Below are 10863 nucleotides of genomic sequence, written 5' to 3'. Positions count from 1 at the left end.
AACGGCTCAGGCGGCGCGGGGAGGGACGAAGCCGCCGCTTCCCGCGCCCGCTCGCACGCCAGGTACGGGAACCACAGTGCCAGACAGCGCCGGTCCGTGATGGAGGGCGCGCTCCGCTTCCCGGAAGGTTCCATGATCCGCATTCCATTCCAGCCGCCAGCGCAGGCCGCCCATGCCGCCGCGCTGGCGCAACAGTTCCGCTTCGATGGCCGGCCAGCCCGGCGCGTTCGCTTCCAGCGCCGTGGAAGGCGCGCTGGTGATGGCCCAGCGGGTGCGGGCCGCGCTGGGGCGGGGCGGAGCATCGCCGCGCAGCACGATCACTCCCTTGCCATCCTGTTCCGCCGCCAGCGCCAGGCGCCGGCTGGTGGTGAGGTCGTAGCGCGCCAGCCGGCCCTGCGTTTGCAGCAGGACCGTGCCGACGCCAGGGCAGCGGGCCGCTTCCAGCCCCGCACGCAGCAGGTCCAGCTCGCTGGCCGTCCGCACGATTACCAACTGCTCTGGCGCAAGGCCCAGGGCCGCTAGCCCTTCCGCGCAAGGCAGGACGGGAAAAGCCGCGGGGCCGGGGCCGCCGATCAGGAAGATCGCCTGTCCGTGCCTGCACGCCCCCTGCCTGCCCGCCCCGTGCCTGCCTACCTCATGCCTGTCTTGTTCGCTGTCCCGGCGGATCGTGGAAAACAGGGCGAAGGCCATGGCCGCCGCCCAGTCTTCCGGCGCGGCGTGGATTTCATGGAGCCCACCCGCATCGAGCGGCGGCATCCGTGCGGAAACCCGTTCCCTTGCCCCGGGCCGCAAGGGCCGGCCGAGTGGAAAGACGTTGCCAGTCATACTCCGAATCACATAGTTGTTCTCTTTATGTTCCAACTTTGAGGATGGTTTGTCCATCGCCGATGATGGAGTGGGGACGAACGTCTAAAGCAGCGCCCAGAAGGCCAGCGCCGCACCCGATGCCACCAGCGAAGCGGCGAGCGGCAAGGCGGCGCGCACGCCGCCGGCACGCCAGCCGATTACCGCGGTCATGCCGGCCTTGACCGCGGTATTGGCCAGGATCGGGGCGGAAAGGACAAGACCGGCGGTGCGCCCGTCCAGCGCGTCGGCGGGAAGGTTGGCGAGCGTCAGCACGGCCGCGTCCACGTCGGACACGCCGATCAGCCCCAACACCACCGCGATGCCGCTGCTGCCGAAGCGGGACAGCGCCCAACGCGCCGCCAGCGACAGCACGGCGACCAGCCCCGCCAGCAGCAGAGCGGGGGTAAAGCTGAGCGGATTGCCCAGCGTTACTTCCCCGGTTCGCGTTTCCTGTCCGCGCCAGGCGATCAGCGCCAGCAGCCCGGCAACGAGCGTGGCAGGCGCCATGGCTACCGCAAGCGAGGGTAGGGCACGCGGCACGAGAGCCAGCACCAGCAGTTGCACGCGCACGAACATGACGATGGAAGCCAGCGCGATTCCGGCGGTCAGGGCCCCGCGCGCTTCGGGTTCGGAACGCAAACGGCGCGCATATTCCGCCGTCACCGCCGTCGACGAGACGATGGCCCCGGTCAGCGCGACGAACAGGATGCCGCGATTGGTCCCGTAGCGCCGCGTCACGACATAACCCGCGAACGACAGGCCGGTCACGAAGACCACGACCAGCCAGATACGGCGCGGGTTCCACGCCTCGTAGGGGCCATAGGCGGCATCCGGAAGCAAGGGCAGCACGACCAGCGCGACCAGCACGAAGCGGGCGGCCGCCTCCACCTCCTCGGCGTTCAGGCCCCTGAGCAGCGCATGCATCGATTGCCGGCCACTTAGGATCGCGAACATTGCCGCCGCCGCGCCGAGCGCCACGGTCGGCGAAATACGCACCGCGACCAGCCCAACGCCGAATGTCAGCATCGCCGCGATCGTCGTCGTGGCGGACAGCCGGTTTTCGCGCATGGTGCGGACATAGCCGACGACAAGGACCGCCAGCGTGCCGAGGCCGATGACCGCAGCCAGGCCATCGCCCAGCAATCCCGCGATGCCGCCCAGCAGACCGATAAGCCCGAACGTGCGGAACCCCGCGACCCGGTTACCTTCGCCTTCCGCGCGCTGGCTGAAGCCGCGTTCGATCCCCACCAGCAGCCCGGCGGCAACCGCGGCAAGCAGGCCGATGAGGGAAGACGGCGCCGCCATCAACGGGTCAGACGCTCGCGCCCACCAGTCGGCCGATCCCGGCGGTAATGGCCATGGCCAGCGCCCCCCAGAATACCACGCGCAAGACCGGCCGCGCCGGGCTGGCTCCGCCCGCCCGCGCACCGATCCAGCCGAGCAGGGCGAGGAACAGGATAGAGCCCACCGCTTCGCCCGCCACGGTCACGCCTGCGGGCAGAACCGCGGCAAGGATAACCGGCAGCAGCGCTCCGGCGGTGAAGGTCGCCGCAGAGGTGAAGGCGGCCGTGACCGGGCGCGCGGTCGTCAGTTCGGTGATGTGCAGTTCGTCGCGGGCATGGGCGCCCAGGGCATCGCGCGCCATCATCTGCGCGGCGACGCTGCGCGCCAGATCGGGTTCCACCCCGCGTTCGACATAGAAGCCGGCCAGTTCATCGAGTTCGGCTTCGGGCTGGGTCGCCAGTTCCTGCCGTTCGCGATTCAGGTCGGCGCGTTCGGTGTCGGACTGGGAACTGACAGAGACATATTCGCCAGCGGCCATCGACATCGCCCCGGCGACCAGCCCGGCGATTCCCGAAACCAGCAGCGAGGAGCGTGAAGCGCCCGATGCTGCCACGCCGATGATCAGGCTGGCGGTGGAGACGATGCCGTCGTTGGCGCCCAGCACGGCCGCGCGCAGCCAGCCGATCCGGGCGACGAGATGGCTTTCGCGATGATGTGGCATCAGGGGACGGCGCAAGGCGGTTCCTTTCCTTTGGTCGCGACGGTCTTACACCGCCATGGAGGGGTGTGCCACGTCGCATACGTCCTATAACCCCAGGTTATAGAGGGCGCCCCTCTTTGGGCTTGGCGATGGCGCCACAACCCGCGAAACCGATCGCGAACCGAACGAGGAAGCAGCATGATACCCGGCCCCTATCTGGTCTATCTTGGCGCGGTTACCGATCCGCTGGCCGCCAAGACGGCGCGTGGCATCGCGTTCTGGCGTCCGGGCATGGCGATTGCCGAAATGGCCGAACCGGGCTGTCCGGTCACGGTGGGCCTGCCCCGGATGAGCCTTGCCGAAGCCGTGGCGGCCGGCGCGCGGACGGCGGTGCTGGGCTATGCCAATGCCGGCGGGGTGATGGACGCGGGAACGGTTGCCTTCTGCCTGGAAGCCCTGGGCACGGGGCTGCATGTCGCTTCGGGCCTGCACGCGCGCCTTGCCGGCAATCCGGCGATACGCGCCGCGGCGGAAACCGCCGGGCTTTCGCTGTTCGACGTGCGCGAACCGCCCGCTTCGCTGCCGCTCGGCACCGGGCGCAAGCGCGCGGGGAACCGGCTGCTGACGGTGGGCACAGACTGTGCGGTCGGCAAGATGTATTCGACGCTGGCGATCGAGCGCGAACTGCGCGGTCGGGGTGTTGCGGCCGATTTCCGCGCCACGGGGCAGACCGGCATCCTGATCGCCGGCTCGGGCGTGCCGATCGATGCGGTGGTCGCCGACTTCATCGCCGGGGCCGCCGAATGGCTTTCGCCCGAACGCCAAGATGGCGGCTGGGACCTTATCGAGGGGCAAGGGTCGCTGTTCCATCCCTCCTATGCCGGCGTTTCGCTGGGCCTGCTGCACGGCGCGCAGGCGAGGGCGCTGGTGCTGTGCCACGAGGCGGGGCGCGAGACGATCCGCCATGCTGGGGACTATCCGGTGCCGGTGCTGGCCGAATGCCTGGCGCGCAACCTGGAAGCCGCGCGCCTGACCAGCCCGGATGTGATCGCGGTGGGCGTCGCGGTCAACACGTCGGCGCTGCCAGCGCAGGAAGCGCAGGCATACTGCCGGCGCGTGGAGGATGAACTGGGTCTTCCGTGCCAGGACCCGGTGGCGATGGGTGTGGATCGGATCGTGGATCGGCTGCTGGCATGTTGCGCAGCGTAGATATTCGCGTCGAATGCTGGCCCTTGCGTGCGCCGTTCCGGATAGCGCGCGGCACGCGCACGGACATCGCGGTGGTGGTCGTCACGATCGGCGAAGGGAGCGTGGCCGGGCCGGGCGTTGTCGGGCGGGGCGAGGGCACGCCGTCCGCCCGCTACGGCGAGACGCCGGAATCCGTGCGTATGCAGATCGAAGCCGCGATACCGGCGCTGCAGGCCGGTTGCGACCGCGCGGCACTGCGCACGCAGATGCCGCCCGGCAGCGCGCGCAATGCGATCGATGCCGCGCTGTGGGATCTGGAGGCACGCCATGCCCGAAACATCGCGCCCGTACTGCCGCCTCTCACCAGCGCGCAAACCGTCTCGATCGACCGGCCCGAAGCGATGGCGCGGGCGGCGCACAAGCTGGCTCGGGCGCGGCTGGTCAAGGTCAAGGTCGATGCCGCCGATCCGGAAGCCTGCCTGCGCGCGGTGCGGTGCAGCCTGCCGGACACGACGCTGATCGTCGATGCCAACGAAGCCTGGACGATGCCGCTGCTGGTGGCGATGCAGCCGGTGCTGGCGGAACTGGGCATTGCGCTACTGGAACAGCCGTTGCCGGCCGGGCGGGATGGCGCGTTGGCAGGCTTCACGGCGCAGGTGCCGATCTGTGCCGACGAATCCTGCCACGTCGCTGCCGATATCCCTCGGTTGCGCGGGCTTTACCGGTTCGTGAACATCAAGCTCGACAAGACTGGCGGACTGACCGAGGCGCTGGCGCTGTACGACGCGGCGCGGGCCGCAGGCTTGGGCGTGATGGTCGGCTGCATGCTGGCGACCTCGCTCGGCATAGCGCCGGCGCTGCGGATCGCTGGACGTGCCGATTTCGTCGATGTCGATGGCCCGTGGTGGCTGCTTGAGGACCGGTCGGGCGGGTTGCGCGTGCTGGACGATGGTGTTGTCGTACCGCCGCAGCCGGGCTTCTGGGGCGGTGTTGTCTAGGGTCAGGACCCATTACTGGCGCGGTCGAGGCGTCCAAATGGCGAACATATCGGGCCGAAAGGCGCGCCGCGAAGGCTGGTTGCCTTTGCAAGCGCCTTTAGGTTCGAGATGGAAGCCATTTGGACGTCCCGCAGGGATTTGACCATAATGGCCCAGCGCTGCGTCGGAGCGGCTTGAAATATCGACATATTCCTGCGCCCCTCCTCCTTGCGCCGGGCCATTTTGCCTCAAACCTCGACCGCGCCAGTAATGGGTCCTGACCCTAAGGATCGGGCTTGCCAGGCGCGGACGTGCCCATAAGGTCGCCGCATGATCAGCCTGCGGCATATCGAAGTGTTCCACGCCGTCTATCAGACCGGCTCGCTCAGTGGCGCGGCGCGATTGCTGGGCGTGTCGCAGCCATCGGTGGGCAAGGTTCTGCGCCACGCCGAAACGCGGCTGGGCTTCGCGCTGTTCCGCGTGGTCAAGGGGCGGCTGGTGCCGACCGACGAGGCGCACGAACTGTTCTCGGATGCCAGCGCGGTGCGGCACAGCGTCGACATGCTGCGCGAATCCGCGCGCAACCTGCGCCGGATCGAGCAAGGCCGGCTGCGCGTGGCGATGATCCATTCGCTGGGGCTGGAGGTGGTTCCCGATGCGGTGGCCGCGTTCGCCGCGCGGCATCCTGGCGTTTCGATCGATTTGCGGACGCTGCACAGCGAGGAACTGGTCGAGGCGCTGCAGGCCCGCACCAGCGATATCGTGATCGGCTATGACGCGCCGCGCCACCCCCGGCTGGCGCCCGTCATGCTCGGAACCGGCCAGATCGTGTTGTTGTTCCGCCGGCAGGATATTCCCGATCCTCCGGAGCGGATCGCGCTGGAGGACGTCCGCCACCTGCGCGTGATCGAACTGCTCAACGACGGCACCATCGGCAGGTTGCTGAGCCGTCGGCAGCCCACCGCGGATGACGGCGCCCCGGTGATCCAGACGAAGACCTATTTCGTGGCGGCGGCCCTGGTCGGACGCGGGCTGGGCGTGGCGATCATGGACGAATTCACCGCCCGGGCCTGTGCCAGCGAAGCCATGGATTATCGCCCGTTGAACGAAGCGATGCGCTTTGATGTGATTGCCGCGCATCTCGAAGACCGGCCGCTTTCCACCGTTTCGCACCATTTCCTCGAATGTGTCCGGGGCGCTTTGGCCACGCGGTGAGGGCACCTTTGCCCTTGCCTGATGCCCGTTCCTGTGTAGTTTAACTGATCGATTAAAAGAGGGTGGCGGCGCGCGCTGGATCTTGGCCGAACGCCGCGGGAAAAGGGGTGCGTGAAATGTCGATCCTTCTTGACGAGGGACAGCAGGCGATTGCGACGGAGTGCCGGCGCGTGCTGGAGGCGCGGTCGGACAAGGGGCGCTTGCTGGGCTTGCTGGAGCAGGTGGGCGCTTGCGACGCGGTGTTCCGGGATACGGCGGTGGAACAGGGCTGGACGGCGCTGGCGATCGCGGAGGAGCATGGCGGGCTTGGTCTGGGCCTGATCGAACTGGGGCTGGTGGCGCAGGCGGCGGGCGGGGTAATCGCGGGCGCGCCGTTCCTGACGGTGGGCTATGGTGCGGCGCGGGTGCTGGCCGAGGCTGGATCGGCCGAGGTGCAGGCGGCATGGCTCCCCCGGCTGGCGAGTGGCGAGGCGACGGCGACGGTGGCCTTCGCGGAAGGCAATGCGCCGTTGCCGCCGCGGCCGACCACGGTCTTCGCGGCCGGTCGGCTGACGGGCGTCAAGGAAGGTGTGGTGGCCGGGCTTGCCGCGGACATCGCGGTGGTCTGGGCCATGAACGAGGGTGAGCCGGCGCTGGTGCTCGTCGAACTCTCAGGTGCCACGCGCAACCCGGTGGATGGCTTCGACAACAGCCGCCTCTATGCCGACCTCGCCTTTGCCGAAGCGCCGGCCACGCTGCTGGCGCGGGGCGAGGCGGCCCGCGCGCTCGCGCTCGACGTGCTGGCGCGGATGGCGGTGGTGACGGCGCACGAACAGACCGGCGGGGCCGAAACGCTGCTGACGATCGCGCGCGATTATGCCGTGACGCGCAAGGCCTTCGGCCAGCCGATCGGCGCGTTCCAGTCGGTCAAGCACCGCATCGCCGAGCTGTACGGGCTGGTCGAGATCGCGAGGGCCAACTGCATCCATGCGGCGGCGCTGGCGGATGCTGCTGACGGGACGTCCAATGGGACAGCCAACTTCCTGATCGCGGCGGCGGACGCGCGGATTTCCGCGACCGAGGCCTATGACACCGCCGCGCGCGATTGCGTGCAGATCCACGGCGGGATCGGCGTGACCTGGGAGCAGGGGCTGCACCTGCACATGCGCCGCGCGCGCAGCCTGGCGATCGAGCAGGGCAACCTGCTGTTCTGGGAAGACCTGCTGGTCGATCACCTGACGGGAGAAGTGGCATGAGCGATTACGAAGCCTTCCGCGCCCGCGCCCGCACGTGGCTGCAATCGGTGGCGGGCGAGTTCGGGCGCGAGGCCCGGCGCGGGCTGGACGTGGAGCAGGATCTGGCGCTGGGCCGGCGCTATCTGGCGGCGCGGTTCGACGCGGGCTTTGCCGGGATCAACTGGCCCACGGAGATGGGCGGGCAGGGTCTGACCCACATCGAGAAAGTGATCTTCGATACCGAGGAGATGGGCTTCGGGATGCCCACGGCCTATTTCGGCATTTCGCTGGGGATGCCGGTGCCGATCCTGATGCGCTTCTGCGAGGACAAGGCCTTCGTCAAGGAACGGGTGCTCAAGGCGCTGCGCGGCGAGGAGATCTGGTGCCAGCTGTTCTCCGAGCCGGCCGGCGGATCGGACCTGGCTGGCCTGCGCACCCGCGCCGAGGTGGACGGCAACGGCTGGAAGCTCAACGGGCAGAAGGTGTGGACCAGCTGGGCGCAGTATTGCGACTATGGCGTGATCGTGGCGCGGACCGATCCCACGGTGCCCAAGCACAAGGGGCTGACCTACTACTGGGTGGACATGAAGGCGCCCGGCGTCGATGTTCGTCCGATCAAGCTGGCGGGCGGGGACAGCCACGTCAACGAGGTGTTCTTCGACGACGTGCGGCTGGAGGATAGCCAGCGGATGAGCCCGGTGGGCGGCGGCTTCGCGGTGGCGATGGCGACGCTGATGATCGAGCGCTACGTGGCGACCGACAGCGGCGGCTTCGGCCCGCATCTCGACCTGTTCGTGGATCTGGCGCGGGACGTGGAAGTCAACGGCCGCCCGGCGATCGCGGACGGCCGCATCCGGTCGCAGATCGCGCGCAACCACGCGATGCGCGCGGGGCTGGAATCGATCACCACGCGCGCCATGCTGATGATGCAGGCGGGGATGGAGCCGGGGCCGGAAGGCTCGCTGAACAAGCTGGTGGCGGTGCGCAGCCGGCAGAAGCTGTCGGAACTGGCGATCGATCTGCAGGGCAACGCCGGCCTCGCGTTCGATCCGCATGCCTCGCAGAAGGAGAACTGGACGGCGAGCTGGCTCAACGCCCCCACCGGGCGGATCGCCGGCGGCGCGGACGAGATGCTGCTGAACACCATCGCCGAACGCATCTTGGGCCTGCCGCAGGACCATCGCCCGGACAAGGGCGTGCCGTTCAACCAGATCCCCGCGTAAGGACGATGGCGCAGGCATGACCGAAAACGAGGACATGGCGGAAATCCGCCGCGCGGTGCAGGCGCTGTGCGCGGATTTTCCCGGCGAATACTGGCGGGACAAGGACCGCGACCGCGCCTATCCGGCGGAGTTCGTGGACGCGCTGACGCGGTCCGGGTTCTTGGCGGCGCTGATCCCGCCGGAATACGGCGGTTCGGGCCTGAAGCTCGATGCGGCGGCGGTGATCATGGAGGAAATCCAGGCATCGGGCTGCAACGGGGCTTCCGCCCACGCGCAGATGTACATCATGAACACGCTGCTGCGCTACGGCAGCGCGGAACAGAAGCAGCGCTACCTGCCCGGCATCGCCAGCGGGGAATTGCGGTTGCAGGCGTTCGGCGTCTCGGAGCCGACCAGTGGGACGGACACGCTTTCGCTGCGCACGGTGGCCGTGCGGGATGGCGATCACTACGTGGTCAACGGCCAGAAGATCTGGACCAGCCGCGCCGAATATTCGGACCTCATGCTGCTGCTGGCACGGACCACGCCGCGCGATGCGGTGGCCAAGCGGACCGAAGGGCTTTCGATCTTCCTGGTCGATATGCGCGAAGCGGTGGGGAAGGGCATGACGATCAAGCCGATCCGCACGATGATGAACCATTCGACGACCGAAGTGTTCTTCGACGACCTGCGCATCCCGGCTTCCGCTCTGATCGGAGAGGAGGGGCAGGGCTTCCGCTACATCCTTTCGGGGATGAACGCCGAACGCATCCTGATCGCCTCGGAATGCGTTGGCGATGCCAAGTGGTTCATCGCGCGCGCCAGCGACTACGCCCGGGAGCGCAAGGTGTTCGGCCGCGCGATCGGGCAGAACCAGGGCATCCAGTTCCCGATCGCCCGCGCCTATGCGCAGATGCGCGCGGCCGAGCTGATGGTCCACCATGCGGCGCAGGTCTATGACAGCGGCGGCAATCCAGGCGCGGAGGCGAACATGGCCAAGCTGCTGGCAAGCGAGGCAAGCTGGGCCGCCGCCGACATGTGCGTGCAGACCTTCGGCGGCTTCGGCTTTGCCGAGGAATACGACGTCGAACGCAAGTTCCGCGAGGCGCGGCTCTATACCGTGGCGCCGATCAGCACCAACCTGATCCTCAGCTATCTTGCCGAGCATGTGCTCGGGCTGCCGCGCAGCTACTGACGAACACGGGAGAGGACGAACAATGGCTTTCAAGACGCGCATTACCGAGATGCTGGGGATCGAGCATCCGATCGTGCAGGGCGGGATGATGAACGTGGGCTATGCCGAACTGGCGAGCGCGGTCTCGAACGCGGGCGGGCTTGGCATCATCACTGCGCTGACCCAGCCGACGCCGGACAAGCTGCGCGAGGAGATCGAGCGGACCCGGGCGATGACGGACAAGCCGTTCGGCGTGAATATGACGATCTTCCCGACGGTCAATTCGCCCGACTACAAGGCCTATGCGCAGGCGATCATCGATGGCGGCGTGAAGATCGTGGAAACGGCGGGCACGCAGGCGGTGCGCGAGATCTGGGAAATGCTCAAGCCGCACGGCGTGACGATCCTGCACAAGTGCACGGCGGTGCGCCACGCGCTTTCGGCGGAGAAGGCGGGGTGCGACATCGTCTCGATCGACGGCTTCGAATGCGCCGGCCACCCCGGCGAGGACGACATTCCCGGCCTGATCCTGATCCCGGCGGCGGCGGACAAGGTGAAGATCCCGCTGCTGGCCTCGGGCGGCTTCGGCGACGGGCGCGGGCTGGTCGCGGCGCTGAGCCTGGGCGCGGAAGGGATCAACATGGGCACGCGGTTCTGCGCGACGCAGGAAGCGCCGATCCACGACAACGTGAAGCAGGCCTATATCGACAACGACGAACGCGGCAGCTTCCTGATCTTCCGCAACTTCAAGAACACCGCGCGGGTGGGGCGCAGCGCCGTATCGGAAGAAGTGGTGCGGCGCCTGTCGCAGCCCGATGCGGTGTTCGAGGACGTGCGCGAACTCGTCTCGGGCGTGGCCGGCAAGGAGCTTCTCCAGACCGGCGACCTGACCAAGGGTGTGTTCTGGGCCGGCATGGTCCAGGGCCTGATCCACGATGTGCCGACCTGCCAGGAACTGATCGCGCGCATCATTGCCGATGCTGAAGACATCGTTCGGCAAAGGCTCGATCGCTTCCTCGTCTGAAGCGCGGCGCTTGCGGCACTGACGCGCGGCTTGTTGTCC

The 10863-nt window shown here is 68.2% G+C and carries 10 protein-coding genes; 7 read left to right on the top strand and 3 right to left on the bottom strand.

Translation table 11 applies throughout. From position 1 onward, the window contains the following. Positions 1–6: 6 nt before the first annotated feature. From F1640_RS25115 to F1640_RS04895, 3 genes are all read right to left on the bottom strand, one after another. Complete coding sequence (locus tag F1640_RS25115) at positions 7–825, bottom strand: ImuA family protein (protein WP_255530240.1); 819 nt, start codon at positions 823–825, stop codon at positions 7–9. A gap of 84 nt (positions 826–909) precedes the next feature. Beyond that, positions 910–2151: a DUF4010 domain-containing protein gene (locus F1640_RS04900; RefSeq protein ID WP_194918032.1), complete on the bottom strand. Its 1242-nt coding sequence runs from the start codon at positions 2149–2151 to the stop codon at positions 910–912. 7 nt (positions 2152–2158) lie between these two features. Beyond that, on the bottom strand, positions 2159–2851 hold the full coding sequence (locus tag F1640_RS04895; protein ID WP_194921155.1) for a VIT family protein: 693 nt from the start codon (positions 2849–2851) through the stop codon (positions 2159–2161). Positions 2852–3028: 177 nt separating this feature from the next. On the opposite strand from F1640_RS04895, the gene dgcN reads away from it, so the two are divergent. The 7 genes from dgcN to F1640_RS04860 all read left to right on the top strand — a co-directional run bounded on the left by dgcN (position 3029) and on the right by F1640_RS04860 (position 10824). Continuing rightward, positions 3029–4039 carry an N-acetyltransferase DgcN gene (dgcN, locus tag F1640_RS04890; protein ID WP_194918030.1) on the top strand — a complete coding sequence of 337 codons (1011 nt, stop codon included), beginning with the start codon at positions 3029–3031 and terminating at the stop codon, positions 4037–4039. Further along, positions 4024–5016 (top strand): dipeptide epimerase, encoded by a 993-nt coding sequence (locus F1640_RS04885; protein ID WP_194918028.1) that lies wholly within the window; start codon positions 4024–4026, stop codon positions 5014–5016. Before dgcN ends, F1640_RS04885 begins: the two co-directional genes overlap by 16 nt. Positions 5017–5325: 309 nt before the next feature. Next, positions 5326–6210: a LysR family transcriptional regulator gene (locus F1640_RS04880; RefSeq protein WP_194918027.1), complete on the top strand. Its 885-nt coding sequence runs from the start codon at positions 5326–5328 to the stop codon at positions 6208–6210. A 116-nt stretch (positions 6211–6326) separates the two neighbouring features. Continuing rightward, positions 6327–7445: an acyl-CoA dehydrogenase family protein gene (locus F1640_RS04875; RefSeq protein ID WP_194918025.1), complete on the top strand. Its 1119-nt coding sequence runs from the start codon at positions 6327–6329 to the stop codon at positions 7443–7445. Then, complete coding sequence (locus F1640_RS04870; protein ID WP_125956541.1) at positions 7442–8647, top strand: acyl-CoA dehydrogenase family protein; 1206 nt, start codon at positions 7442–7444, stop codon at positions 8645–8647. The genes F1640_RS04875 and F1640_RS04870 overlap by 4 nt, the downstream gene beginning before the upstream one ends. A 16-nt stretch (positions 8648–8663) precedes the next feature. Then, a complete protein-coding gene (locus F1640_RS04865; protein ID WP_124808473.1) occupies positions 8664–9821 on the top strand; it encodes an acyl-CoA dehydrogenase family protein in 1158 nt (385 codons plus the stop codon). A 22-nt stretch (positions 9822–9843) separates the two neighbouring features. After that, positions 9844–10824, top strand: a complete 981-nt coding sequence (locus F1640_RS04860) for a nitronate monooxygenase family protein (protein ID WP_194918023.1) — start codon at positions 9844–9846, stop codon at positions 10822–10824. Positions 10825–10863 lie beyond the last annotated feature (39 nt).

Source organism: Novosphingobium sp. NBM11, assembly GCF_015390225.1.
In the GTDB taxonomy this organism is placed as follows: domain Bacteria; phylum Pseudomonadota; class Alphaproteobacteria; order Sphingomonadales; family Sphingomonadaceae; genus Novosphingobium.
The sequence above is the reverse complement of the archived record's forward strand: the minus strand, read 5'-3'. Positions and strand labels throughout refer to the sequence as shown.

What these genes read in the sequence shown, in the direction of transcription:
- F1640_RS25115 (WP_255530240.1), bottom strand. Translation starts at nt 825, where the DNA reads ATGACTGGCAACGTCTTTCCACTCGGCCGGCCCTTGCGGCCCGGGGCA.
- F1640_RS04900 (WP_194918032.1), bottom strand. Translation starts at nt 2,151, where the DNA reads ATGGCGGCGCCGTCTTCCCTCATCGGCCTGCTTGCCGCGGTTGCCGCC.
- F1640_RS04895 (WP_194921155.1), bottom strand. Translation starts at nt 2,851, where the DNA reads ATGCCACATCATCGCGAAAGCCATCTCGTCGCCCGGATCGGCTGGCTG.
- dgcN (WP_194918030.1), top strand. Translation starts at nt 3,029, where the DNA reads ATGATACCCGGCCCCTATCTGGTCTATCTTGGCGCGGTTACCGATCCG.
- F1640_RS04885 (WP_194918028.1), top strand. Translation starts at nt 4,024, where the DNA reads ATGTTGCGCAGCGTAGATATTCGCGTCGAATGCTGGCCCTTGCGTGCG.
- F1640_RS04880 (WP_194918027.1), top strand. Translation starts at nt 5,326, where the DNA reads ATGATCAGCCTGCGGCATATCGAAGTGTTCCACGCCGTCTATCAGACC.
- F1640_RS04875 (WP_194918025.1), top strand. Translation starts at nt 6,327, where the DNA reads ATGTCGATCCTTCTTGACGAGGGACAGCAGGCGATTGCGACGGAGTGC.
- F1640_RS04870 (WP_125956541.1), top strand. Translation starts at nt 7,442, where the DNA reads ATGAGCGATTACGAAGCCTTCCGCGCCCGCGCCCGCACGTGGCTGCAA.
- F1640_RS04865 (WP_124808473.1), top strand. Translation starts at nt 8,664, where the DNA reads ATGACCGAAAACGAGGACATGGCGGAAATCCGCCGCGCGGTGCAGGCG.
- F1640_RS04860 (WP_194918023.1), top strand. Translation starts at nt 9,844, where the DNA reads ATGGCTTTCAAGACGCGCATTACCGAGATGCTGGGGATCGAGCATCCG.